Here is a 25,187-nt window from a genome sequence, read left to right on the forward strand (position 1 = left end):
TAGAGGACAGCCTTATAATCGACTGCCCCTCACGCTCTAAGCCTTTTCATTTCCTGCAATACTTCTTCAGCTTTTTGCTCATACGATAAATCTTTGAAGAAATCCGCCAATCGTTTATAGTCGTTGTATGTATCTAATAAGTCGTCTATTTTCTCTCCTTTCATAACTTGCTGCTTTTGCTTCATTTTTACTGGATACCGATAGCCCGATAGCTCTTGTATTTTGTAATACTCATCCTCTACTTGAATAACCTTTACAAGTTCCTCCTCTTCTGCGTCCATCGTATATCCATCAAACTCTCTAAGCAGTTCATAAATGATATGAGTCCATTCATCTTTTAGATAAAATCCTTTTTCTAATCGATAACCGACAATGCGATACATATGCCCATCGTTTTCTGAAAATTGTACTGTATCATTTAGCTTAAATTTGAAATAACGAAACATTGCCTTCACCTACTTATATGTAATGTTCTTATCACATACTATTTGCAAAATGTAGGCCTTGCTATTCATAAAAAAATACTCATCTATAAGATGAGTATTTTTTATGATGATTTTTCTCGTTTTTTCCGAAATGGCAGCCACCAATTCCAGTCTCCAAACAACTTCATTAAGCTTGGTACAAGCATAAGACGAATAACGGTTGCATCAAGGAATATCGCTAATGCCACGCCAAGACCCATTTGCTTTACTGGTAAAATATCAGTAAATGCGAACGCACCCGTTACAACGATCATAATTAAAGCAGCTGACGTTATAATTCTACTCGTTGAAACGAGCCCTTCTAACGTTGCTTGATCATTATCTCCTGTTTCTTCATAAAGCTCATGAATACGTGAAATAAGAAATACTTCATAATCCATGCTAAGCCCAAATACAAGGCCGAAAATGAAGATTGGTAATACAAATAAAACAGGACTCGCTTCTAAACCAAAATGACCACCCTCAAATAACCAAACGACAATTCCAATTGTTGCACTTAAACTAAGTACGTTCATAATAATTGCCTTAATTGGAATAAGTATAGAACGGAATGCGAATAATAAAATGACAAAGGTTGATCCGAATATAACTGACATACCAATTGCAACTTTATCTTTAATTTCATCTTCTAACTCTTTTTGGAACGTCGTCATTCCGCCTAGGTAGTACGTAACATCATTTTCTTTATAATTACTTTTGAAATCACGAACCCACTGTTTCGCAGTTTCTGTACGAGGCTTCGTATCCAAAAAGACTTCTATTATTGTCTTATTTCCTTTTGAGTACGCTTCAAATACAGGAGCTATTTTTGCCGCTTCTGGCGACTGCAATATACCAGCAACTTGATCTGCTTTCATTCCGGTTAACCCATCGTATAAACTTCTTACCTCATATACTTTCTCATCATCTTTTAACTTTTGAACAACTTCTTCTATCTTTTGTAAACTCTCTTTTTCTTTTATATTTTTTTTCGTCTCTACTACTAATGTAACATCAGCATGTGTTTGGACCGTTTTATTAAATGCTTCTTCATATTTCTCATAAGCAACTCTAGTGTCACTCTTTTCAGGTAACGCTTCAACACCAGGAAACTGCAAATTAGCTGTACGTAGCGGTAATAAACAAATAACAATAAATGTTGTAACAGCAATAATCATTATGATTGGATGTTTCATTACAAATTGTGCAAATTTACGCCATGCCTTTGCCGGTGTATGTGCTACTTGATTCTTTTTTAATATTCGTTTTCCAATTAAAGATAATAGTGCTGGAAGAAGTGTAAGTGAGAATAAAATACTCATAATCACAACAATCATCCCGCTTATGGCAACAGACTGAATATAATCAATTTTAAAGAAAAATAAGCCTGATAAACCAACGAATACGCATAATCCTGAAAATACGATCGCACGTCCTGCCGTTTGATACGTAATCGCTATCGCTTCTTTCACCGTTCTCTTCGCAACTTCCTCTCGAAAACGATTCACAAATAACAGTGCAAAATCAATGGATAGTGCAAGTCCAATCATCGGTGCAACATTTAATACGAAAATAGATAACTCTTTGTCGCTACCTATAAAATATAAAATCCCCATCGTACTAATGACACTAAGCGCGCCATTTACAATCGGTAAAATAGATGCCAAAAGGCTACCAAATGAAAATAATAATACGAGAAATGCAATTGGTAAACCAATCATCTCTGCTACTTTTAAATCATTTTGTGTTCTTTCATTAATCTCTTGATTAATTTTTGGAAATCCTGTAGGTGTTACTTTTAATGCTGTATTACTTTCCTTCTCAATAGTATCAGCGAACTGTAATGTCTTTTCCATACGTTCTTTAGTTGTTTTCCCGGAAAATAATATTGTCGCATAACCGATATTATCTTGTAACATTTCTTTATTTTGCACTGGATGATGGAAAGATTCATATTTCTCGTTCTCTTCAACCTTCTTTACAATGCTCTCTATTTGCTTTTTAAAATCCTCATGTGAAGCATCCTTATTCCTTTCAAAAACGAGTAGGAGCGTATCTTGAGACCTCTTAAAATCTTTATCTAAAATTTCTTTCGTCTTTTGATAGTCCCCTTCCGTTTGAAAACCATCACCACCTAATACTCCCGGTAGCTTTGGAGCAAAAATACCGAGTGCTATCGCAAGCAATAGTAGCGCTACAATTACTGTATAACGAAACTGATACAAGAAAGTTCCTAACTTCCCCCACTTATCCACTTTATGTACATTTGTCTTCACACATTTTCACCTACTTTAAATAATTCAATTATCACTTATACTGTATCACATCTTCATACAAACAAAAAACGTCTGGAAACACTATAATGATAGTTTTTCCAGACGTTTTTTATCTCTCTTTATTGAGCTGAAGCCTCTTAGTAAGTAAACGATGATAATAAATCGCGATAATTAACAAAATACCACCTACGCAATAACCTGCTAAAATATCAGTTGGATAATGTACATTTAAAATAACTCTACTTAATCCAATCGATACAATTAATATACCCATCAAAATGGTTATAACATATTTCCCAGTTACACTCTTCAAATTTGCCGCAATGATATAAGTAAGAAAACCGAATGTCATAATAGATAACATTGCATGCCCACTAGGGAAGCTATACCCAAGTGCATCTAATGCTTCATTTAACGACGGACGCTCCCTTTTCACAATTTCTTTTATTCCTTTATTAACGAGATGTGTGATCAAAACCCCCATTGGATACACGATCATTGCAGCATAATAACGTTTCTGCCAAAAAACAAGCAAACTTATAATAAGTATAGTTACAATTCCAATTGCTGATCCTAACTTTGTAAAGTATGAGAAAAAAGTAAGTGAGCTCTCCGTTTGTAACCCCTTTACTAATCCGCGGACATATGTATCCATCACTGTAACGCCACCTGCATGTACGCGCCAAGCAATAATACTAAATACCGTAAGTAATAAAATAACACACATTACCTCATACTGATGTAACTTCTTCTTCAAACGATTTCCTCCTACTATGAAAAAATGCGATTTCTACTTTAGAAACCGCATTTCCTTACTTATTTACCTTTTGTTTTTAATTCTGTCCAGTAACGATCATAGTCTTTTAACTTATCGTCTACATCAACAAGCCATTCTGTGCGATCTAATTCTTCTTTCGTTAAGAAGATCATATGGTTCTCACGATATTCTTTACTATGAAGAGGGTGAGCTTTTTCATTTGGATTACTGTACCCAATTGACTCGTAGTTTTTCACACTTACTTTCTCATCTAATAAATAGTTCATAAACTTCTCTGCAAGCTCTTTGTTTTTTGCACCTTTTGGAATTGCTAACGTGTCGGCCCAAATTGTGCCGCCTTCTTTTGGTACAACGTACTCTACATCTTTATTATCTTTTGCGATAAATGCTGCATCTCCAGACCAAACTGTTCCGATCCAAGCATCTTCTGTAATGAACTTTTGTTTAATGTTATCTGTATCAAATGCTAATAAATTTGGAAGTAGCTTCTGTAAATCAGTAGCTGCTGTCTTTAACTCTGCATCGTCTTTCGTGCTGTTTGAGAATCCATGCTTCTTAAGACCCATTCCTAATACTTCACGAGAATCATTTAGTAATGTTACATGTCCTTTATATTTCTCGTTCCATAAGTCAGCCCAGCTTGTAGGTGCTTCTTTCACATACTTTTTATTGTATGCAATCCCTGTTACGCCCCAAGTGTATACTAAAGAATATTTATTCTCTGGGTCAAATGCTGGCGTTTTGAAATTAGAAATCATATTTTCGATGTTCGGGATATTCTTCTTATCTAACGGCGCTAATAAATCCATTTTCGCCATTGTCTTAACCATGTAATCAGACGGCTGAATTAAGTCATACTTTGCGCCACCAGCTTGTAATTTCGCAAGCATTTCTTCGTTACTTGCATACTTATCATAGTTAATTTTTACGTTATATTTCTTTTCAAAATCTCTTAGCACTTGCTCATCAAAATTGTCAGCCCAGCTATAAATGTTTAACTCTTCTTTCTTTTCACCACAACCGGCAAGTACACCAGCAACAAGGCTAAAACTAATTGCTGCGCCAGCTATTCTTTTCATTAATTTCATCGGTTTTACCCCCTCGTACTTTTTATATCGTTCGTATTATAAAGGAAGGTGTCCTCCAGAGTTTTCTTCACCATCTGCACCTTTGTTACGGAAGATTTCCGATAGCACCATTAATCCTACAATAACAACAATTAAAATTGTAGAAAGGGCATTAATTTCAGGTGATACTCCGCGCTTAACCATACTGTAAATGTATAATGGCAATGTTGTTGATCCTGGTCCTGATACGAAGAAACTAATTACAAAATCATCAATTGATAATGTGAATGTTAATAACGCTGCTGAAACAACTCCCGGTGCAATTGCCGGAAACGTCACATGGCGAAACGTTTGCCATGGCGTTGCTCCTAAATCATTTGCAGCCTCTTCTAAATCACGTCCCATGCTAGAAAGACGGGCCGCTAAAATAACAACAACAAATGAAATACTAAATGTAATATGTGCGATAATAATTGTTGTTTGTCCAAGTTCCATACCTAATTGACTAAATAGGATAAGTAAAGATAATCCCATTAATATATCAGGAATTAAAATAGGTAAATATACAAGACCATTAATGGCCCCTTCAAAACGATATTTGTAACGATGTAATGCTATCGCAAAAAACATACCAAGTATCGTTGTTACAACTGTTGTTATAACTGCAATCGTCATACTATTTACAAACGCATCAATAACATCTTGTTTTTGAAATAAATCTGTATACCAATGGAATGTAAAGCCTTCCCATTCCGCATTAATTCGAGAATCATTGAAGGAATATACCATTAAAACCATCATTGGAAAATACAAGAACAATAAAATTAACCAAGAATAAGAAACTAAAAACTTTTTCATTTTTGCCTATTCCCCTCCGTTCCCATCATATTTATATACTTTCGTTGCACGATAATATAAGTAAATTAACAGAACAGAGAATAGAACAACAATCATAGATAACGCAGATCCAAACGGCCAGTCACGCGCACCTAAGAATTGGTTTTGGATTACGTTTCCGATTAATGCTACTTTCGATCCACCCATCACGTCTGATACAACAAACATTCCGATAGAAGAAACGAATACTAAAATAGAACCAGTAGCAATTCCTGACATCGTCATTGGTACTGTTACATTCCAAAATGCTTTTACTGGTGTTGCACCTAAATCATAAGCTGCTTCTAGCTTACGCTTATCCAGCTGCTCAATTGCTGCATACACTGGTAAAATCATAAATGGTAATAAAGAATATACCATTCCAAGTATTACAGAAGGCGTATTATATAGTAAATTTAACGGTTCACTAATAATACCTAATTTTAATAACAGTGTGTTCACAAGACCTTGTGAACGTAAAATAACAATCCACGCATATGAACGAACAAGGAAGTTAATCCAAAACGGTATCGTTGCCAATAATAAAAGAATAGAACGATATTTACGATCAACAATTGTAATTGTATACGCAAATGGATAACCAATTAATAAACAAAGTACTGTTGTAATAACAGCAATCTTTACTGTTTCCCATAATGTTCCCATATACAATGGGTCAAACACACGTACTATATTATCTAACGTAAATTGCATTTCCACTGTTCCGTATGCTCCGCGCTGCATGAAGGCAAAACCCAATACGAATACAAGTGGAACTAGGAAGAAGATTAACAGCCACGCGACTGTAGGTAGTGCGAGTAATTTCCCTTTTTTCAATTTAAGGTCACCTCGTCCTCTTGCTCCCATCCTACATATACATTATCTCCAATGCTCCACTGTGCTGCTTCTTCAGCTGTTTGATACGCCATCAATAATTCTGCTGTTTTCTCATCACGTACATAAAGCTTTTCCATATTTCCAACAAACTCAATGTCTTCAATATGTCCAAGATGGTAATCTTCTAAAATTGGTTCTTCAACCGAACGTACCTTTACATTTTCAGGGCGAATTGCTACGTAGTCTTCCCCGTTTTTCACAATATTATTTTCACCGATAAATGTCGCAACGAACAACGTTTTCGGCTTATTATAAATTTCTTTCGGTGTTCCGATTTGTTCAATATGTCCTTTATTCATAACGACAATACGGTCACTCATGCTCATCGCTTCTTCTTGATCATGCGTTACGTATATGAACGTAATCCCTAAATTGCGTTGTAAGTTTTTCAATTCACGTTGCAAATCTTTTCTTAGCTTAAAGTCAAGCGCTCCAAGTGGCTCATCCAATAGTAATACACGTGGGTTATTTACAATCGCTCTCGCAATTGCTACACGCTGCTGCTGCCCACCAGACAGCTTCATAGGTTTACGATTACGGAACTCTAGTAACTGCGTTAAACGCATTGCCTCTTCAGCACGTTCTTTCTGTTCTGCCGCTGGTACTTTTTGCATTTTCATACCGAAACAAATATTTTTCTCCACATTCATATGCGGGAATAGTGCATAATGTTGGAACACTAAGTTCATATGACGCTTATATGGCGGCAAATCGTTAATCTTTTCATCATCTAATAAAAGATTCCCTTTAGTTGGAGTTTCAAATCCTGCGATCATACGAAGTAACGTCGTTTTCCCGCAACCACTCGGCCCTAAAATTGTTAAAAACTCTCCTTCTTTAATATCTAAAGAAAGCGGTGGGATAATCACTTGATTTCCAAAATGTTTTTCTACTGCTTCAACTTTAATAATTTTTTTCATTTTCCCGTCCTATCTACCTTAAATTTTAATTTTTATATTCATGAATAAATATTTATGTTTTATAGACTATTTTTTGTTTCGATCCAAACAAAATGGTTATTTAGCAAGCGTTCACTTCTATTCTTTATGTAGTATGTTTGATTCATTTTTTCATGATACATAATGTCGAACAGAAAAACCCCTTCCATTGCGAAGGGGCTATTATCATACGGCTACGCCTACTGATAAACACCATCATCATTTTAACAACTTTCGTATGAATTTTAAAGCACTTTTTGTAGAAGAGTAACGAATTTTCATATCGAATGCCGTAGATTGGGCTAAAATGCTTTTATAATGTGAAAAAGTCCGAAAACTTTCTTCCCCATGATAACTACCTAATCCACTACTTCCAACGCCCCCAAAAGGTAAATATGGCGTTGCAAGATGATAGACAACATCATTAATGCACCCTCCGCCATATGAAATATTACTCGTCACTTTCTTTTGCACTTCTTTATTTTCAGAAAATACATATAGCGCTAACGGCTTCGGATGTTGCTGAATTGTGCCAATAACATCTTCTATTTTGTCATACTCTATAATCGGTAAAATCGGACCAAAAATTTCATCTTCCATAACAGCATCTTGCCACGTGATATCTGTTACTATTGTCGGCTCAATATGTAATGTATCTTTTTTATAGTTCCCGCCAATTACGACTTGACCATCTTGTAAGAATCGACATAATCGTTCAAAATGACGCTCGCTCACAATTTTTACGTAATTGTCATTGTTCAGTGGCTCTTTTCCATACTGCTCCGTAATTTCATGTCTTAACGCCTCGATTAACTGTTCTTTCACGGAAGAATGAACGTACATATAATCCGGTGCTACACATGTCTGCCCTGCATTTAAAAACTTACCCCAAACAATCCGCCTTGCTGTTACATCTATTTTTGCATCTTTATGTACAATACATGGGCTTTTTCCGCCAAGTTCTAACGTAAGCGGCGTTAACTCTTTGGCTGCTGCTTCCATCACAACTTTTCCAACACCAACACTACCTGTAAAGAAAATATAATCAAACCTTTCCTTTAACAATGCCGTACTCTCTTCTATCCCGCCTTCTATTACCGCTACAAGCTCTTCTTGGAATAATTCCTCTAACATTCTCGTAAGCACTTTTGAAACGTTAGGCGTTAACTCTGACGGCTTTAAAACAACTGTATTCCCAGCTGCCAGCGCTCCTACTAGAGGTGCAATTGCTAACTGAAACGGATAGTTCCATGGCGCAATAATAAGCGTCACACCATACGGTTCTGGTACTACCTTCCCCTTCGATCCGAAATGAGTTAATGCTGTTCGAACTCGCTTCGGTTTACTCCACGATGACATATGTTTCAATTGAAAAGAAATTTCTTTTAATGCATATCCCACTTCCGTTGTAAACGCCTCATGAACTGACTTATTTAAATCTAATTTCAATGCTTGAAATATCTCTTCTTCAAAACGCTGAATTCCATCATAAAGCTTTTTTAAATTATTTTTTCTTGTTTCTATACTTCTCGTATATCCATTATAAAAATATTGCTTTTGTTTATTTACAATAGAAGAAATGCTCATCTATTCACCTTCTCCCACTATTTTTATCCAATTCTTTCATTATTTATATAGAACTTTTTTACTCGTAAAATTACATTATATATAATTTTTTCTTTTATATAAAATTCATTGCTCACAAAAAACTACCGAAAGAAAATCTCTCGGTAGTTTTACGGTATTAACGGTATAAACGAACAGCACCTGCAGAATTATCATCAGCTTGTCCTACTACTTCAAACTTAAGACCAAGCTTCGGTAAAATACGTCCTGCATCTGGAATCTGTTGATTAATATACGTTTTCGAATCATCAAACTTCGGTACACCAGCTAAGCCATTGTACGTATACGTTCCACGCGTTGGAGATACAACTTGCCAAGCTGGCGTTTTGTCGAATGAGAACGCCGCATCAGCGATTTGGAATCGTGTACTACTGTCAATTGTCGGCTTACCATTTAAAGTTCCTACAATTGCTTCTGGATGAGAATCAACTACACCAAGGAAACCGTGTCCTGGATGTAAACCAACCCAGTTATCTGAGTAAGCTGAGTCTGCATACCATACAACCATACCTGAGTTATATTCTGGACCGCGAGCAAATTTCAATGCGCTATCTGATCCAGTATGGTTTCTCCACTCTACATAGTAGTTATGTTTTTTCTTCTCTGTTCCGCTAGAAACAACGAAACCATCTAATTTAAATTGTGATGTACCTTCTGCATCATCTGAGAATGCAACTTTACCATCTACTGTTAATGATGCATTATCAAGTAGGAAACCATTTAATGCTAAACCACCATCTGTAATGTACTCAAATGTTAATTTTACTTTCTTACCTTTGAATTGACTTAAATCATATGATTTATCAATCCATTTTCCATTTGTCGAATCTGCATTTCCGCTATTTGCTTTCTCGCCAAGTCTTTCAAGTAACGTTTGTTGTCCATCTTCTGTTACAGCGTGTACTTCAAGGAAATCATACTCAGCTTCAATCTCATATAATGATTTGAAATCGAATTTCGCATTCGTTGCATTTGTTAAATCGAACAGTGGTGTTTCCATTTTCGTGTGAAGATTGTCACCTTTTGTGCTGTAGTAATACTGTTTACCAAATGCTGGCTCAATTGTTTTTACATCTTTATCTGGTAAGTTAACACGAATCATACCTGGTCGGTTAGATTTCGTAACACTTTGGTCTAAATATGTTGCTAGACCAATACCTTTATTTAATTTCTCGTAATCTACTTCTACGATATTTGCCCAGTTACCACCGATTGTTTTTTGGAAAAACTCTTTATTTTGTGGTGAGAAACTTGTTGGCGTTGTTCCAGCGATTTTACCAGCCCAGCTACCGCCACTCATAACAGACCAAGCTTGAATTGGCTCACCATGACCCGTATAGTCTGTATCATACTCATCTGGAAGACCTAAATCATGACCATATTCATGCGCGAATACACCAACCGCACCATCTTCTGGTTCAATTGTGTAGTCGAATGCTGCCATCTTTCCGCCCCAATATGGAACTTTCGCTTGCGTACCTTCAATTGCGAACGGCTTTGGTCCAACTGTCCAGCGATGTGACCAAATTGCATCATCACCTAATTTACCACCGCCAGCTTCTTGTCCAACACCCGCATGAATAATCATTAAGTGATCGATTAAACCATCCGGTTGATTTTGATTTCCATCACCATTTACATCGTATTGATCGAACTGATCAAACTGTGATAAATCAAGACCGCTATCTACAGCTGCTTTTAATGCATCTTTTACTAGATCACGTGGTCCTTTTGGTCCTTTATTATCATGGCCTGTAGCAGCATCTGCACCGTAATCAGCAGCTTTACCAGGAACTGTTAACCATTTTGTAACTGTTCCGTCCACTGTGTAACTACCACCGGATTGCTCTTCGTAATATTGTTTAAACGTTTCGATTTTGCTTCCATCCTCTAATGCGAATGGCTCATCACCGAATAACATTTTTTCATAGTGTTCTTTGTTAAAGTCTTCCGAATACATATAACCAGGTTCTTTATCAATGTTGTTATGTTTAAAGTCAGCGTACTCTACAAGTAAAACAAGTACCTTATCTTTACGAACATCGCCGTTATATGCTTTTTGTTTTGCTGGAGAAGTTGGTACTTTACCATTTAATCCGCCTTTAACTGGGCCTGTCGCTGCAGGTGTCCCTGTTGCTGGCTGATTTAGTTTTTCTTTCGTGTCTGCTTTCGCATCTTTCACTTTCTTTAAAAAGTCTGATGCTTCTTTCGTAAGTTGATCCCCATTCGTTGCTTCTTTCCCAGGATTTTCACCCTTTTTGTTCTCTACATACTTTTCGACAGCTTTCTTTGTTTCTTTCTCTGAAGCTGACGAATCAATTACCCCACGCTTTTTCAGTGCATCTGCTAAACGCTCTTCTGGAATTAAATGGTCATCAACTGGGCTCGTAGCTGCTTTATTCCCAGGCGTTTCAGCGTACACAGACTGAGTGCCCGTGCTAAATGAAAGACCTAATACAGCTGTCAAAGCAATTGATGATAATACTTTGAATGGTTTCTTGTTCATCCCTTATTTCCTCCCCTAATAAATAATATGTATTACAATTTGAATTTTATTAAAAATTCAATATTTTTTCAATATTTAGTTATATTATGTAATTTTTTTAATATATTTGTAAAAATTTCATAGTTAGTATACGGATATATCACAATTCAACAATGTTTTCTGAAAATATTGAAAGTTTTTATCGAACAATTTATAATTATTTCCATCGAGGGAGTTTAATGGGGATTTTATCTTTGTTTTACCTACACAATATTTGATAATTCGATACATAAAATAAAAAATTCGGTTTTATTATCATTTATTCTGTAGCAGCAGTTATGACCGATAATTAGGGAGGAATTACAATTGTACAAAGATAAGACGGACACACTGGATCAAGAATGGATTGATTTAATACTTGAAGCTCTAGATGCTGGTATCGCCCTACAAGATATCGAACACTTTTTCCAACGTATGAAGCCATCAAGTCAAGCTCAATAGCCTTGTTCTTTTTAACGAAGTTTATGTTATAATAATGACATCATAAGACGACGACATATTGATAGAAAGGTGCGCAAACATGATTGGAGAACGTATAAAACGCCTTCGTTTACAAAAAGGTATTTCATTAACTGAACTTGCCGAAAAAGCTGGTGTTGCTAAATCTTACATTAGTTCTATAGAACGAAATTTACAAAAAAACCCTTCCATTCAGTTTCTTGAAAAAATCGCAGCAGTTCTACAAATTCCAGTTGATACTTTACTTCATGACGAAACAGAAAAGGAAGCTCGCCTAGACTCCGAATGGACACAGCTCGTTAAAGACGCAATGAACTCTGGTGTCTCTAAAGAACAGTTTCGTGAATTTCTTGAATTTACACAGTGGAAGAAAAATCAAAAATAATATATAAAAAGGAGTGCTTACAAACTGGCACTTCTTTTTCTTTATAAAAAAAAGCGGGGGATACCCGCTTTTTTTTTATTTTTCTTCCCCAGCTTCTTGGTTAGCATTGAATGTCCACTCTAAATTCAATGTATCACCTTGGAATTTATTTTGGTCTTGACCATTATCTTCGAATACAAATTGTACCCATAGATAATCCTCTGTACCAGCTTCTAATCCACCTTTTTCTCCCCACTCAGGAGCAAAGATGTCTTTAGCTAAAAGATCTGGATCCGCATTTTGTAAGTCTGCTAAAGTTGTTTCATATACAGGCTCACTTTGTTTATCCCAGTTCCAAATAAATTTTACTTTAATGTGCTTGCCAAAGTCTTCCCCAGCATTATCATTTTTTGCATCTTTCACAGTATACTTTGTTGCTAATTTAACGTCTTTAATTGTTAACGAACCATCGTTCTTTAGTAAGAACTCTTTCTTAACAGAATCCCCTGGTTTTAAATCTTTAATATCCACAAGCGTTTTAGGGTTTAATGTAAGATCTAACGTCCCAGCTGCAAATGTATTATTTGATACTTCTTTATCGCTAAAGAATGCAAACGTTCCTCCACCAATTAAAGATAACCCCAATGCTGCTGATGCAACTCCCATACCTAATTTCTTTTTCAGACTCACAATCAATTCCCCCTAGCTGTTTTTTGTATTTTTACATTGCTATCTCTCATATAAATTAAGAGATGTAAATAAAACTATATTAGCGATGCTAATATTTGTTCTTTTTCAAAAACCTTAAGTTCATTATAACGAACAAACTTATGTAAATACAACAACATTTTTTAGTATTTTCAATTATTTTTATTTCTCAATATTATTTTGATTTTTCAGAAAGTAATATATACTACTTTATACTAATTTATAACTTTTTTCACACGCAAATACATTTCATATTATAAGAAAAAAGAAAGACAAAGAGGTGAGGGCTAACGTTCCCTCACACTCCTATAAAACATTAATCGTTTTGCTTATTCGCTCGTTATCTCTTGCACCACATTCTTGTTTTCCAGCTGTTTCACTAAAGCAGTTACCCCGCTTTTATCTGTTTCTATTTTTTCTGTTCCTCTGCTTTCTTCTGCTCTTCTAGCTTTTTCTGTTCTTCTACTTTCTTTTGTTCTTCTGCCTTCTTTTGTTCTTCTGCCTTCTTTTGTTCTTCTGCTTTCTTCTGTTCTTCTACTTTCTTCTGTTCTTCTGCTTTCTTCTGTTCTTCTGCTTTCTTCTGTTCTTCTACTTTCTTCTGTTCTTCTACTTTCTTTTGTTCTTCTGCTTTCTTCTGTTCTTCTACTTTCTTCTGTTCTTCTACTTTCTTTTGTCCTTCCGCTTCAAGTGCAACGTTTAATTGTTGCTGTAGAGCCTGAATTTGCTCATCAATAGCTTTCAAACTAACTTCTTTCTCAATATAATCTCGCTTCTCTTTTATAATCTGAAAGCCTTCATTCACATATAAGGCTACTTTTTGAATCGACTCATCTTTAGTTACTTTTAATTCTTCCTGTATTTGGTTGTAAGGAGCTTCTATTTCAGTATATACATTTTGCAAGGCTTCCTTCTCAGAAACAATTTTCTCACGACCTTGTTGCCATACAGAAATTGCCTGTTTTATTTCTTCAATAGAAGTTACTTTCAGTTTCCCCTTCATTGTTCCATACTCATGCTCAATAAACTTTTTATGTTGCTCAGCCTGTTCTTTTAATGTAGTAACTGTTTTCGGAAATATAATTGCTGTAGAAATACTCGCTTCTACTTTCGTTTCATGAATGAATGCCGCTTCTGTATGCGTCATAACTTGAGATCCTAAATAAAACGTAATAGAGCACATACACGGCAATATAAGCATCTTTTTTAAATTACGTGGTCTTTTCAGCATCTTAATCTCTCCCATCGAACATTCCGTTCTTTATACAGAACATTATCTTTATTATAATAAAGAACTATATAAAATGATAGCTATATACTAGAAAAATAGAAAAAGGGCTATCCATATGATAGCCCTTTTTTATTATTATCTTTCTTCACCTGCTGTTTGTTGTGCATCAAACGTCCAATTTAATTGTAACTTATCGCCTTGGAATTGATTTTGATCTTTCCCATTATCAACGAACTCAAATTTCACTTTGAATTTATCAGATTTACCTGCAGAAATACCTTTTTCATCCCAGAACCAAGCAGCTAAATCATTATCTACGGCTGTAAGTGTGTCACCCTTCAATTTATCTAATGTAGTTTGTTTCACAATTGTCTCATGCTTATCTACATTTTTTAAGAATGTTACTTTAATATGTTTACCAAAATCATCTTTATTATCTTTCTTTACATCTTCTACATTATAATCTGTTTTCAGTAGAACCTTTTTAATATTTAAGGAGCCTTTATTTTCTAGTTTAAATTCTTTTTCAATTGTATCACCAGGTTTTAAATTCGATACATTAACAACTGTTGATGGATTTAATGCTAAATCAAGTGTACCAGCCGCAAATGTATTGTTTGACACTTCTTTATCACTGAAAAACGCAAATGTTCCTCCACCAACTAGTGCTGCTCCTAGTACTGCTGATGTGATACCCATTCCTAACTTTTTCTTTAAAGTCATGTCCATATCCCCTTAATATATATATATTTGTTAACTTCCTAAACGGAAAGTATAACCAAACGATCTAGACGGATTGTTCTACTTTTTTATCTTTCTTTTCTCCGTCAATGCTACGAATAGCGCCAAAAATAGAAATCGCGGAATAACCAAGTAAAAAGACGCCTGGAATAATAAGAAGTAATGCTGCTCCCGCTTTTGAATTCGCATAATTCAGTAAATAACCAACGTACGGAACTGTAATATCTGCATATTTCCCAACTACATTTTCTGCAAGTACTGGTTCTAAATCTGGTCCGTTGTTGTTATCCCCTTTTGTTTCATACATTACTTTTCCATTTGTATCTTTCACACCGATAATACGGTGAGTGATAATTTTTTGATCTTTCTCTTTAAAGGTAATAACATCACCTTTTTCATATTTAGAACCATCTTTCTTTGGCTCTATTGCAATGATTGATCCTGTTAAAAACGTCGGTTCCATCGATCCTGAAAGAACGCTCTTAAACTGATATCCCATCACTGTCGGATCCCCACCGCTCGCTTTTGAAGAAATGACTACAAAAGCTAAGAAAACCATCAATGCAAATAAAACAAATGAGATCGCGTTGCTAATTATCTTCCAAATTAATTTCATCGTCTCTCTCCCTCTCCGTTGTTTTATATTATTTGAAGTATGCAATGCTTCTTGTGTTCTTTAACAAGAACACAAGTAAATGATATAACGAACTTCGAGTTATTGCAATAAAAAAATTTACAATTATTAGTTAAACTTCTTTTCCGTATATAAAAAAGACTGTGACAAAATCTCTTCACAGTCCTCATGCTTTTTTACTTTTCTTCTGATTTTATTCCTTGTCTATTATGGCGCACCACAGCATATAAAATGACTCCAACTAATACAATCGCACCTATCCCAATACTTATCACTTTCACATTTGACTCTGTTATTTCAGGCTCAATTGTATCCTTTTTAGGCATCGCAAAAGTAACATCTTCTTTTGAAAGAACATTTATCGTCGCAATTGTTTGATTATTTTTCGTAATATCGACTGCACCAACTACCTCACCACGATGGATTCCCTTATGATACAAAGAGTCTTTATCTAATGAAGCGGCCCGAAAAATAGTTTTCACATTTTTCCCTTCATCTTTCTTAAGCACAAGCTCTGCACTTTTTTCAAGTTCGCTATCAATATCTTTATTTAAATACGTTGTCTTTTGATGCCAACTATGTTTATCTAGCACCGTTTGTTTCGTAAATTGCCCAAAAGAATATTCCGCCATCTGCTTTAAATCCTCATAGATTTCAGGTCTTTGAGAAGCCATTACTACATTTATAATACGATTTCCATCTTTCTCATTTAATAAAACGAGCGTATTACGTGCCTCATTCGTAAACCCCGTCTTACCGCCGATACTATATGGGTTCTCAAAATAAATAGATTTATTAAAAATAGACACCGTCTGCCTAGATGTAGTAACTGTCGTTCTTTTCGTATTCATCGCTTGCAAAATTTCAGGATACTTTTGCACACCTCTCGTAATCATAGCGATATCATACGGCGTCGTATAATGGTTCGGATCATGCAGTCCATTTGGTGTTACAAAGTGACTATCTGTAGCACCTAACTGTTTTGCCTTTTCATTCATCATATTAGCAAAATTCTCAACACTTCCACCAATATGCTCTGCAATCGCATACGACACATCATTCGCACTTAACACCATTAAAATCATAAGCGCGGTATTTCTATTCACCGTCTCACCGGGTTGAAACTCAATTTGATAATTGCTCTTCTCTTGATCTAATGCTAATTGCGAAAATGTAAACTGATCCTCTGGCTTCGTATGCTCCATTAACAAAATCGCTGTTAACACTTTCGTCACACTAGCTGGATACGCACGATGATGTGCATTTTTGTCATACAACAAATCACCTGTTTTCGCATCAATCGTAGCTGCAAACTGACTAAAAACATTTGGCCCTTCCTTAGGTGGTGGTGCCACTTGCTCCGGATTCACTCCAATATTCGTCTCAGCACGCAACGTCATAGGTGTCAATAAAAACAAACTAATAACTGTAATAAAAACCAAAATTTTCTTGAAATTTACCATATGACTCTCCCTTTTCACTTTACTCCTACAAATAAAAAATGAATCTACCAATCTATATGTAATTTGTATTAAATTGGAAGAAAAATCACTATTTTTTACTATATCATATTTTTACGATAAAGGACATAATTATACAATAAAAATAAGAAGGAATTACTCTTTCTTATCCTTCTCATCAATTAACGAATCTATTAACTTCTGACTTGCTTCCTCAGGCGTAATCTCATCCGTCATCCCCATAAATGACCAACCTTTAGAATCGACCCACTCAACAAGCTCTTGCAAAAACTCATCATGCGTAACATCTACATCAAGAATCGAGCCATTAATCGAAATCGTTCTATTTCTAGAAACGCGCATCTTGAACGTTTTTCTTACCATTACAATAATTCTCCCTCTACTCTTGAATATTTATAAAGTTAAACTTTAATCCGTGGGGGTTTTCTTCATCCCCCACGGATTATTAGCCTTCACCAATCGGGCTTTTACGAGCAGTTGATCTCCCACCTAACTTCTTTGCTTTCGCTGAATTTTGAGCGGGGATCTTACTGCCCGTTAATGCGGGGTAAAAAAATCTTGTATCTCTGTTATACATGATTTTAAGTAAATTGTAAAAAGGATATATTGGCCAATTTGAATATCGAAAGTGAAAATCCCTTATTCTACATAGCCATCACACGTTATACAATTTGTCATACATTACTAAATACATCCGTATAAAAACAACACAACTTTCATTTTATCACATCAAATACACTTTGCTTTCGTACAATCAAATGGAATATATTAAAAAAACTAAAAATGAGGAGGAATTCTATGGCACATTGTACATATTGTAAGACGAAGTGGAAAATAAAAGATGTATGGTCGATACTTGTGACATTTGAAAAAGATTGTCCGTATTGTTTTGGAAGGCAATACCTTTCTAACGATACCTTTCATCATGCTAATGCTGCTTTACCTTTGCTATTCTTATGTCCTTTACTTGTTGATTTAAGCGATGAAAACCCTTTGGATAAATATCGTAAATAATATAACCTCTACATTTAAAACCTACTTTCTATTCAGTTTCCTTCTTATTAATTATTCCTTTATTCACTTCTAGCATGATTGTACAAGATCCATCTTTAAAAACTTCCTGTATAAATATTGTAAAATTTCAGTTAATTATATATAATTGCTTTAGCATTATTATTAAAGATGCTATTACATAAGTATTTTTGAAGATCCCGTAGCTCAGCAGGGAGAGCGCCACCTTGACAGGGTGGAGGTCGTGAGTTCGAGCCTCTCCGGGGTCATATCCTTTTGTATCAACTGTTGATAATTTCATATTTTGAGCAAAACTAACGGTGAGTACCGCTCAAGTTTTGATCGAAACTCCTCCTTTAACTCTAAATGAGAATGAAGGAGTTTTTTTTATGTCTTTAACATACTTCACAGAAAAAGAAATCGTAAAAAAACGACAACCCCACAAACGGAAAACTAGCAAAATTTCAAAAGAATATTCTGTTGAACGCGTATTCGAAAGATTTATTGATAGTAAAGTAAAACAGAATTCACGCCCCAAAATCATTGAATCAATTCCTTCTTATGTTTAATAGTATAAAAGCATTTCATGGAACAGAAAATGCTCAAATATTCTATATGACCGATATTACAACAAATTTTATTTATGACTGGGTTTATTGATTAAAAAATGAATGTGTATGCTTTGATGGCCATATTTACGTGCATCAAGATACAGAAATAGGAATCAGAACAATGGAGCGCTATGTAGAAATGGGGCTGTTAGAAGATGCAAGTTTGGTAGCGGAAATTCTCAAGGAAACGAGATGCTGTGATTTACTGCTTGTAATAAAATTGTTTGATTTTCAATCCGCTGAGCGAATTGAAACTATCTTACGAGGTAACCCAAGCGCTTACTAAGCACAATGGTATACAACGGTCTATGTTTAACATAGGCCCATTTTTTTATAAGGAGCAATTGCTATGACCGACGTATATATAATGCAACCATTCGATAAAAGGGAATTTGCCAAAACAGAAATTTTATTGACTTCGAAAGTGACTGAAATATTGGGGATTTCAAGGGCTCGTATGAATGCGCTATTGAAAACGGGACAAATCAACACGAGTATATTTCTACGTGAAGGATGGTTAAAGGATATGGAATGAAGGTACAATTCTATAATTAAAGATGTTAAAAAATCGTATCATCAAAAAATTAAAGAAAATGTTAATGAGACTTTATCATGCACTTTTGCATACAGGATTATTTTCTCTTGTAAATAAATAATAGTAGTATATAATAAAAATAAAATTTTACCAATAAAAGGTAAAATGAGGGTGGGATAAGTAAATAACCAAAACGTATTAACAGATTTATTCTAAGTAAATCATGATACATATATGGAATCAAAACTATGGAATTTTATGTAGAGATTAGATTACTACACGACACAAGATTAATAGCAAATACACTCGAGGAAAAAAAGCGTTCGATTAGATTAATGTTATAAAACTACTTAATGTGATATCTATTGAACGAATTGAGAATATACTTAGGGGGAATTTCAAGTGAAAACATTTGGTAAAGTATTATTAACAGGAGCTTTAGCTTTGGGCGGTTTCACGGTTATGAACATTGATACACCTAAAGCACATGCTGACGGAGCAAGCGAGTTCTGTCGTTATATCTGTGGTCCTAGCGAAACGGTGAATGGTGTTACAGTTCAAGTACACGCTACGGAATACCGATTTGGGCAAAACGTAATTGCAAGAATTACAAATGACCGAACTGAGGATATTCATTACAATGTCAGCATCGAAAAGAAATATGGAGATAGCTAGGGAGAATATGATACTTTCTTCAATTGGAAAAATCAATGGGTTCCAGCTGGAAGTAATGATGAAATTTCTACTTTCACAGGATATGGCGAAGATATTGGAGATAATGGAACATACCGTTACAAAGTTGAAATTGTAAGCGCTGATGGTTCTGTAGATACAATTTACACAGCAGGAATGACAGTTACAGGAAGAGGAGAATAATCATGAAAAAATAAGCTTTTCGGAGCTTATTTTTTTATATATAAAATTGAATATCGATATTCAGAAATAGATAGATAGATAGGTAGGTAGGTAGGTAGGTAGGTAGGTAGGTAGGTAGGTAGGTAGGTAGGTAGGTAGGTAGGTAGGTAGGTAGGTAGGGAACGAAACAGTCCCTACCTATTTTATAAATTCCACGTATTTACCTAATGGTGCATATGTGTTTATGATCCTACTTCTTCTTTTTCTATCGTTTACAACATAAGGTTTTTTAAATTATCAACGCTTTCTAAATTGACAACACATTCTTTTATATTTATTTATATACATTTTACAAAAAATAAAGAACTACATAGATTAACCATGTAGTTCTTTGTAAATATAAGTCTCAAAAATGAATGAGCTAATCTTATTTCTTCCCTAACTTGATTGCCTTCTTTATATTACTAAATGCACCTTTACCATATAATAATACGCCGCCGCGGTAAACACGGCTCGTTAAACCAATCATCATACATATTGTTGCTAATAGAATCGCTAATGTAAGCGCAATCTCCCATACTGGAATATTGAGGAATCCAATTCGTACGAGCATAACAATAGGAGTAAAGAAAGGTATATAACTAGTAACGGTAACAACCGTGCTGCTTGGATTTGACATTCCATAAAGTGCGATATACAAAGCAGCAATTAACATAAACATCAGTGGCATAACAGCTTGAGAAGACTCCTCTATACGACTAATAATAGAGCCGAGTAGACAAGATAATGAGCCATATAATAAGAATCCTAATGTGAAGAATAAAATCCCATACGCCACTAGAGTAGGAGCAACAGAGTTTAAATCAATACTATTTAAAATATCATTTTTCGATTCATTAATTGCTATTTTATACCCAACAGTTGCGACCAAGCCCCAAATTATCATTTGTGTAATACCTGCCAATAATGTTGAGAATAGCTTCGCATATAAATGTTTTGTAGGCGAAATACTTGAAACAACTAACTCCATTACACGAGAAGATTTTTCTGTTGCAACATCTGTAGCTAATTGCGCAGCATACAATAATATCATAAAATAATTTAGCATGATAAAGGTATTAATTAAAATTCCTACACCCTCTGTATGTTCTCCATCTTTAACCTTATCTGAAACAGTTTTGGTATGAATTTCTACTGGCGTCGTTAACACCTTTAATTCATCTTGCGATAGATTCAATTGCTGAGCGAAATTAGAAGATTGTATTTGAGATAAAATCGTTTGAACCTTGCTAACATCTTGCTGATTTACATCTGTCTCAGTTATATACGTAGCCTTTAGTTGTTTATTTTCCAATTCCTCTACAACGATAGCATATGAATAATCACCATTTTTAACGCCCGATTCTGCTTTTGGTTTATCCGTACTATGTTTAACATGCATCTTACTATCGACATTTTTAAACACTTGATGAATAGTTGTATATAATTCTTCTTTTTCTGTAACAATGACAACTTGCTCTTCCTCGTTACCTACAAAATAGTTATAAATTTTGTCAAAGTTCATCAGTCCTATAATTAACATAGAAATTATGATTGTAATAGCAATATATGATTTAGCTTTTACCTTAGATTTATAGTTTTGTAAAAAAATCGTCCAGAAACTATTCATGCTGTGCACCTACTTTCTCAATAAAGATGTCATTTAGTGTAGGCTCTTCCACTGCGAACTTTTTAACATACCCTAATTTCGTTATCTCTTTAAATAAAACATGCGAAACTTCTTCATATGAAATTTTAAGTGTAACTGCATTCTTACGTTTCTTCATACTTTCCACACCTTTTATTTCTTTTAAATGATCAAAGTCATGATCGCCAACGATTACAACATTCTTTTTACCAAAGTCACTTTTAATTTTGGCAATGTCTCCCTGAACAACAGATACTCCTTTGTGCATGATACAAATGTGTTGGCATAATTCTTCCACATGTTCCATACGATGTGAACTAAAAAGAATCGACGACCCTTGTTTTTGCATATCAAGAACAGCTTCTTTTAACATTTCAACATTTACTGGATCTAAACCACTAAATGGTTCATCTAAAATTAAGAGTTCAGGCTTATGTATAATCGCTGTTATCAGCTGAATTTTTTGCTGATTCCCTTTTGAAAGTTCTCCTACCTTTTTGTTCAGATACTCAGTTATATTAAAACGCTCCAGCCAATAGTGCAGTTCTTTTTCTGCATCTTTACTTTTCATATTCTTTAATTTTGCAAAAAAGTTAACTTGTTCTTTGACAGTCATTTTCGCATAAAGACCACGTTCTTCTGGTAAATACCCAATCTTATCTGTAACATCATAATTTATAGGTTTACCATTCCATGAAATGGTTCCGCTTGATTTCGATAAAAGTCCAAGTATCATTCGAAATGTAGTCGTTTTACCTGCTCCATTCCCGCCCAAGAACCCAAATATTTCACCTTTCGGTATCTCGATATTCAAATTATCCACTGCAACATGCTCGTCAAATTTCTTTGTTAAATCTTTAATTAGTAAACTCATTATCCACAACCTTAATTCCCAAGATGATTTATTTATACAATTGTATATCCATAGTCAACCACAATATTTTGCCCTCTAATGGCATCACTTTTATCAGACATTAAAAATAAGATGACATTTGTAACATCTTAAATTCCGAAAAATCTTCTATATGGTATCTTCTTTAATAACTTATTTCCCTCAAAGGACTTCAAATAGCTTTCGTTATTATCGTTTATAATATAGGACGATGGCACACAATTCACTGTAATATCTCATTTTTTATCCTTCAAAAATGAATCATTACCAACAAATGTTATATTTCGCATTATAAGGTTAGCATAAGATTTAAAATAATTAATATGCAATTTTGCATATTTTAGCACTCCTAATTATTTACATAGTGTTGACCACCTTTATTTAAAGAAGCCCCCACATTCACTTAAAACACGAATTTGTTAATCAATACTTTTTCTTTAATTTTTCATGGGAGAACTGAAATTAATTAGTAACCCTGTTAAACACCTAAATCTTATAATTAAACTAACTAATCTTCCTCTAATAAATTGTTGTCTTATTTAACTTCACAATTAATAGTATTCAGCAGGCATAGTCACAACATCTTCGTACATCTCCTCATTAAAACTGAAAGAAAACTAATTAAAATCTGGTCTAGAAATTTCACTTTTCTACGTTACAGGATCTGCCTAAGAAAACATCGAATACAGTATCTTCCCTGTTACAACTAGCTTTATGTTATATATTTATAAAAACATGATATAAAATTTTTAGAATGGATATCGTGAGTTCAAACCTCTCCATGGTCATAAAAAAAGACACCATATCACCCTACTACGTGATATGATGTCTCTTTTTTATGTAAGTCAATCACTTCCCACCAAACATCTTCTCCAAAGCTTTAGCATTCGCAAACAATACTTCTTTCAAGTTATCATCAGCAACGATTTTATAGTCACCATCTTTGTTTTTCTTTAAGTTCAATGTAACTTCGCGTGTTGCCATTATTGCATCTTTATCTGATAAATGTTTAATGATAGCTGATGTCATTGTTTTTTCGATTGCTTTTTCAGATTGCTCTTTATCTTCGCTAAAGGCACTAGCGAAGGCCATTGGCATAACTTCTCCCATTGCTTTCGTTACGGCAACAGATAGATCAGCAGATGTAATTTTCACTTTCACTTCTGCTTTATCATCTGTTTTTGATACTTCTTCTAGTTTTTCAAATTTAAAGTTTTTCGTAATTGCGCTTAGCATTTCTTTTGCTTCAGCATCATCTGTTTTTTCATTTAGTTTATTAAATTCCTTGTCACTTTCAACGAATGTACGAGCCTTCTCTACATCCCCTTTTTGTATTGCTGTTAAAAATTCTTCAGCAGTATCTTTCGGGTTTGCACATCCTGCTAGAACACCAACTGTTAACCCTATTACCATCATTAGTAGCAATAATTTCTTTACCTTTTTCACGTTCATTCTCCTCTTACCTTACCTTTTCTTTTCTAGTAAGCCATCACTATACAACAGTATAAAACTTACATTACAAACATTTTTTAGTATAACATTTATACGATTTATTTTCTATTCTTTCCCAAAAGATAAAGAGCCTTGTAGCATTTCTACAAGACTCTTTATCTTTTAATCCGTATCCGTAGCACAAATTAACCACATTTTATGCTCCTTACTATCTAATACCATCCAAGTAGCATCCCATGCAACATCGTAAAACCAATCTGTCCAAGGGTGGTCACTTTCAAACACTTTAATATCTTCGTATCGATCTTGGAACATATATTGGCATACATTAATCGCTAATTGCTTCGCAGCAACCGGCCGTTCTTGAAATGCTTCATACGCTCCGCCCCACAAAATTTGAGCGGCAATGCTACCATCAAGCATGACTGCCTGATGCTCTTTAAAACGAAACTTATATTTATCTGATGTATGTATTTTTAATTCTTCTAAGTTATTGATTATATCTAAAGAGTTGCAGATTCTTCTGAAAAAGTGCTCGTGTCCATCTTCTCCATGTGGTATTTCTTTGAAAAAGTTTTCGTTATGTACTTTAAAACAGCTTATAACCGCTCCACCATTTAAGTTTTGTTTCTTATATGTATTTATAATTTGTTCAATAGATGCATGGTTTGTTTCTATTTTTTCAAACGTTCCTGCTCTCCATCTCATAATGCCACTACTCTCTATTAAAGATTTGTTATTTCATTATAAATATCAAAATAAAACCCAGCAACTTTAAAATTGCTGGGTTATCCCTTATTCATATTCGAAACAATAATAACAATTACGCTAAGCACATCATGTCCCGCTACCATCCACATACTCCTATCAAAAATCATCAATGATAACCAAAGCGATATATTAATAGCAGCAAATAATACATATAAAATGAAATCTCTCTTTTGTAGTGCTTCTCTATTCATCAAAATATAAATGAAACCGATAGGAGGCAGAATAAAGCAAAGGAAAAAGACAAATATTTTTCTTAACGACCACGGATATGAAGCTATTGTCTGCATATGA

General features: G+C 34.6%; 27 protein-coding genes, 1 tRNA gene and 1 pseudogene. 8 read left to right on the forward strand and 21 right to left on the reverse strand.

From position 1 onward, the window contains the following. Window positions 1-29 precede the first annotated feature (29 nt). The 9 genes from G9F74_RS04400 to inhA1 all read right to left on the reverse strand — a co-directional run bounded on the left by G9F74_RS04400 (window position 30) and on the right by inhA1 (window position 11,428). Window positions 30-446 carry a hypothetical protein gene (locus G9F74_RS04400; protein ID WP_016108047.1) on the reverse strand — a complete coding sequence of 139 codons (417 nt, stop codon included), beginning with the start codon at window positions 444-446 and terminating at the stop codon, window positions 30-32. A 101-nt stretch (window positions 447-547) separates the two neighbouring features. Further along, entirely contained in the window at window positions 548-2,740 is a 2,193-nt protein-coding gene (locus G9F74_RS04405) for an MMPL family transporter (RefSeq protein WP_000856447.1), read from the reverse strand. Between the two features lie 109 nt (window positions 2,741-2,849). Continuing rightward, window positions 2,850-3,497, reverse strand: coding sequence for a phosphatase PAP2 family protein (locus G9F74_RS04410; protein WP_000727808.1), 648 nt, complete (start codon window positions 3,495-3,497; stop codon window positions 2,850-2,852). Window positions 3,498-3,556: 59 nt separating this feature from the next. Next, a complete protein-coding gene (gene potD, locus G9F74_RS04415; protein WP_000772488.1) occupies window positions 3,557-4,606 on the reverse strand; it encodes a spermidine/putrescine ABC transporter substrate-binding protein PotD in 1,050 nt (349 codons plus the stop codon). A gap of 36 nt (window positions 4,607-4,642) precedes the next feature. After that, window positions 4,643-5,443: a spermidine/putrescine ABC transporter permease PotC gene (gene potC, locus G9F74_RS04420; RefSeq protein ID WP_000714202.1), complete on the reverse strand. Its 801-nt coding sequence runs from the start codon at window positions 5,441-5,443 to the stop codon at window positions 4,643-4,645. Window positions 5,444-5,449: 6 nt separating this feature from the next. Further along, window positions 5,450-6,298 (reverse strand): spermidine/putrescine ABC transporter permease PotB, encoded by an 849-nt coding sequence (potB, locus tag G9F74_RS04425; protein ID WP_000715502.1) that lies wholly within the window; start codon window positions 6,296-6,298, stop codon window positions 5,450-5,452. Further along, window positions 6,295-7,278 (reverse strand): spermidine/putrescine ABC transporter ATP-binding protein PotA, encoded by a 984-nt coding sequence (gene potA / locus G9F74_RS04430; RefSeq protein ID WP_000720326.1) that lies wholly within the window; start codon window positions 7,276-7,278, stop codon window positions 6,295-6,297. Before potA ends, potB begins: the two co-directional genes overlap by 4 nt. Window positions 7,279-7,515: 237 nt before the next feature. Continuing rightward, window positions 7,516-8,883 (reverse strand): aldehyde dehydrogenase, encoded by a 1,368-nt coding sequence (locus G9F74_RS04435; RefSeq protein ID WP_000028364.1) that lies wholly within the window; start codon window positions 8,881-8,883, stop codon window positions 7,516-7,518. Window positions 8,884-9,040: 157 nt separating this feature from the next. Then, a complete protein-coding gene (gene inhA1 / locus G9F74_RS04440; protein WP_001035956.1) occupies window positions 9,041-11,428 on the reverse strand; it encodes a M6 family metalloprotease immune inhibitor InhA1 in 2,388 nt (795 codons plus the stop codon). 345 nt (window positions 11,429-11,773) lie between these two features. Here inhA1 and G9F74_RS04445 point away from each other — a divergent pair, with 345 nt between their 5' ends. Both G9F74_RS04445 and G9F74_RS04450 read left to right on the forward strand, forming a co-directional pair. Continuing rightward, complete coding sequence (locus G9F74_RS04445; protein WP_000276222.1) at window positions 11,774-11,908, forward strand: anti-repressor SinI family protein; 135 nt, start codon at window positions 11,774-11,776, stop codon at window positions 11,906-11,908. Between the two features lie 79 nt (window positions 11,909-11,987). Then, window positions 11,988-12,311, forward strand: a complete 324-nt coding sequence (locus G9F74_RS04450; RefSeq protein WP_000578873.1) for a helix-turn-helix domain-containing protein — start codon at window positions 11,988-11,990, stop codon at window positions 12,309-12,311. 75 nt (window positions 12,312-12,386) lie between these two features. Here the strand turns inward: G9F74_RS04450 and calY are convergent, their stop codons facing one another. The 6 genes from calY to G9F74_RS04480 form a co-directional block, all read right to left on the reverse strand. Continuing rightward, window positions 12,387-12,980: a biofilm matrix protein CalY gene (gene calY, locus G9F74_RS04455; RefSeq protein WP_000053720.1), complete on the reverse strand. Its 594-nt coding sequence runs from the start codon at window positions 12,978-12,980 to the stop codon at window positions 12,387-12,389. 427 nt (window positions 12,981-13,407) lie between these two features. After that, a complete protein-coding gene (locus G9F74_RS04460; protein WP_081339516.1) occupies window positions 13,408-14,241 on the reverse strand; it encodes a DUF4047 domain-containing protein in 834 nt (277 codons plus the stop codon). Between the two features lie 120 nt (window positions 14,242-14,361). After that, a complete protein-coding gene (locus tag G9F74_RS04465; protein WP_000172853.1) occupies window positions 14,362-14,949 on the reverse strand; it encodes a CalY family protein in 588 nt (195 codons plus the stop codon). Window positions 14,950-15,013: 64 nt separating this feature from the next. Next, complete coding sequence (sipW, locus tag G9F74_RS04470) at window positions 15,014-15,583, reverse strand: signal peptidase I SipW (RefSeq protein ID WP_000767788.1); 570 nt, start codon at window positions 15,581-15,583, stop codon at window positions 15,014-15,016. A 194-nt stretch (window positions 15,584-15,777) separates the two neighbouring features. Further along, the gene (locus G9F74_RS04475; RefSeq protein WP_000247036.1) at window positions 15,778-17,064 is read right to left on the reverse strand and encodes a D-alanyl-D-alanine carboxypeptidase family protein; all 1,287 of its coding nucleotides are present in this window, start codon (window positions 17,062-17,064) and stop codon (window positions 15,778-15,780) included. Window positions 17,065-17,217: 153 nt separating this feature from the next. Then, a complete protein-coding gene (locus G9F74_RS04480; protein WP_000251867.1) occupies window positions 17,218-17,445 on the reverse strand; it encodes a hypothetical protein in 228 nt (75 codons plus the stop codon). A gap of 435 nt (window positions 17,446-17,880) precedes the next feature. On the opposite strand from G9F74_RS04480, the gene G9F74_RS04485 reads away from it, so the two are divergent. The 6 genes and pseudogenes from G9F74_RS04485 (at window position 17,881) to G9F74_RS04510 (ending at window position 20,115) form a co-directional block, all read left to right on the forward strand. After that, a complete protein-coding gene (locus G9F74_RS04485) occupies window positions 17,881-18,096 on the forward strand; it encodes a hypothetical protein (protein ID WP_000929646.1) in 216 nt (71 codons plus the stop codon). Window positions 18,097-18,289: 193 nt separating this feature from the next. After that, window positions 18,290-18,362: transfer RNA gene (locus tag G9F74_RS04490), tRNA-Val, on the forward strand. Window positions 18,363-18,482: 120 nt separating this feature from the next. Beyond that, complete coding sequence (locus G9F74_RS04495; protein WP_016108044.1) at window positions 18,483-18,662, forward strand: hypothetical protein; 180 nt, start codon at window positions 18,483-18,485, stop codon at window positions 18,660-18,662. 163 nt (window positions 18,663-18,825) lie between these two features. After that, window positions 18,826-18,990, forward strand: coding sequence for a hypothetical protein (locus G9F74_RS04500; RefSeq protein ID WP_016108043.1), 165 nt, complete (start codon window positions 18,826-18,828; stop codon window positions 18,988-18,990). Window positions 18,991-19,053: 63 nt separating this feature from the next. Further along, complete coding sequence (locus G9F74_RS04505) at window positions 19,054-19,239, forward strand: hypothetical protein (protein WP_016108042.1); 186 nt, start codon at window positions 19,054-19,056, stop codon at window positions 19,237-19,239. Window positions 19,240-19,641: 402 nt separating this feature from the next. Then, window positions 19,642-20,115: pseudogene (locus G9F74_RS04510) on the forward strand (hypothetical protein). 406 nt (window positions 20,116-20,521) lie between these two features. Here the strand turns inward: G9F74_RS04510 and G9F74_RS04515 are convergent. From G9F74_RS04515 to G9F74_RS04540, 6 genes are all read right to left on the reverse strand, one after another. After that, entirely contained in the window at window positions 20,522-21,763 is a 1,242-nt protein-coding gene (locus tag G9F74_RS04515) for an ABC transporter permease (RefSeq protein ID WP_016108040.1), read from the reverse strand. Next, entirely contained in the window at window positions 21,756-22,655 is a 900-nt protein-coding gene (locus G9F74_RS04520; protein ID WP_016108039.1) for an ABC transporter ATP-binding protein, read from the reverse strand. Before G9F74_RS04520 ends, G9F74_RS04515 begins: the two co-directional genes overlap by 8 nt. Before the next feature lie 32 nt (window positions 22,656-22,687). Next, window positions 22,688-22,756, reverse strand: a complete 69-nt coding sequence (locus G9F74_RS30520; RefSeq protein WP_131232464.1) for a hypothetical protein — start codon at window positions 22,754-22,756, stop codon at window positions 22,688-22,690. A 766-nt stretch (window positions 22,757-23,522) separates the two neighbouring features. After that, the gene (locus G9F74_RS04530; RefSeq protein WP_000756068.1) at window positions 23,523-24,119 is read right to left on the reverse strand and encodes a DUF4878 domain-containing protein; all 597 of its coding nucleotides are present in this window, start codon (window positions 24,117-24,119) and stop codon (window positions 23,523-23,525) included. 168 nt (window positions 24,120-24,287) lie between these two features. Further along, the gene (locus G9F74_RS04535) at window positions 24,288-24,833 is read right to left on the reverse strand and encodes a hypothetical protein (protein ID WP_001267647.1); all 546 of its coding nucleotides are present in this window, start codon (window positions 24,831-24,833) and stop codon (window positions 24,288-24,290) included. A gap of 80 nt (window positions 24,834-24,913) precedes the next feature. Next, entirely contained in the window at window positions 24,914-25,183 is a 270-nt protein-coding gene (locus tag G9F74_RS04540; protein WP_001193096.1) for a hypothetical protein, read from the reverse strand. Window positions 25,184-25,187 lie beyond the last annotated feature (4 nt).

It is taken from the genome of Bacillus sp. EKM202B (genome assembly GCF_011066025.1).
GTDB classification, from domain to species: Bacteria; Bacillota; Bacilli; order Bacillales; family Bacillaceae_G; genus Bacillus_A; species Bacillus_A toyonensis.

Bases quoted from the DNA above. Each gene is read 5' to 3' on its own strand.
- G9F74_RS04400 (WP_016108047.1), bottom strand. From the start codon at position 446: ATGTTTCGTTATTTCAAATTTAAGCTAAATGATACAGTACAATTTTCA.
- potD (WP_000772488.1), bottom strand. From the start codon at position 4,606: ATGAAATTAATGAAAAGAATAGCTGGCGCAGCAATTAGTTTTAGCCTT.
- potC (WP_000714202.1), bottom strand. From the start codon at position 5,443: ATGAAAAAGTTTTTAGTTTCTTATTCTTGGTTAATTTTATTGTTCTTG.
- potA (WP_000720326.1), bottom strand. From the start codon at position 7,278: ATGAAAAAAATTATTAAAGTTGAAGCAGTAGAAAAACATTTTGGAAAT.
- G9F74_RS04435 (WP_000028364.1), bottom strand. From the start codon at position 8,883: ATGAGCATTTCTTCTATTGTAAATAAACAAAAGCAATATTTTTATAAT.
- inhA1 (WP_001035956.1), bottom strand. From the start codon at position 11,428: ATGAACAAGAAACCATTCAAAGTATTATCATCAATTGCTTTGACAGCT.
- G9F74_RS04450 (WP_000578873.1), top strand. From the start codon at position 11,988: ATGATTGGAGAACGTATAAAACGCCTTCGTTTACAAAAAGGTATTTCA.
- G9F74_RS04460 (WP_081339516.1), bottom strand. From the start codon at position 14,241: ATGGGAGAGATTAAGATGCTGAAAAGACCACGTAATTTAAAAAAGATG.
- G9F74_RS04465 (WP_000172853.1), bottom strand. From the start codon at position 14,949: ATGACTTTAAAGAAAAAGTTAGGAATGGGTATCACATCAGCAGTACTA.
- sipW (WP_000767788.1), bottom strand. From the start codon at position 15,583: ATGAAATTAATTTGGAAGATAATTAGCAACGCGATCTCATTTGTTTTA.
- G9F74_RS04475 (WP_000247036.1), bottom strand. From the start codon at position 17,064: ATGGTAAATTTCAAGAAAATTTTGGTTTTTATTACAGTTATTAGTTTG.
- G9F74_RS04480 (WP_000251867.1), bottom strand. From the start codon at position 17,445: ATGGTAAGAAAAACGTTCAAGATGCGCGTTTCTAGAAATAGAACGATT.
- G9F74_RS04485 (WP_000929646.1), top strand. From the start codon at position 17,881: ATGGCACATTGTACATATTGTAAGACGAAGTGGAAAATAAAAGATGTA.
- G9F74_RS04495 (WP_016108044.1), top strand. From the start codon at position 18,483: ATGTCTTTAACATACTTCACAGAAAAAGAAATCGTAAAAAAACGACAA.
- G9F74_RS04500 (WP_016108043.1), top strand. From the start codon at position 18,826: ATGGAGCGCTATGTAGAAATGGGGCTGTTAGAAGATGCAAGTTTGGTA.
- G9F74_RS04505 (WP_016108042.1), top strand. From the start codon at position 19,054: ATGACCGACGTATATATAATGCAACCATTCGATAAAAGGGAATTTGCC.
- G9F74_RS04515 (WP_016108040.1), bottom strand. From the start codon at position 21,763: ATGAATAGTTTCTGGACGATTTTTTTACAAAACTATAAATCTAAGGTA.
- G9F74_RS04520 (WP_016108039.1), bottom strand. From the start codon at position 22,655: ATGAGTTTACTAATTAAAGATTTAACAAAGAAATTTGACGAGCATGTT.
- G9F74_RS04535 (WP_001267647.1), bottom strand. From the start codon at position 24,833: ATGAGATGGAGAGCAGGAACGTTTGAAAAAATAGAAACAAACCATGCA.
- G9F74_RS04540 (WP_001193096.1), bottom strand. From the start codon at position 25,183: ATGCAGACAATAGCTTCATATCCGTGGTCGTTAAGAAAAATATTTGTC.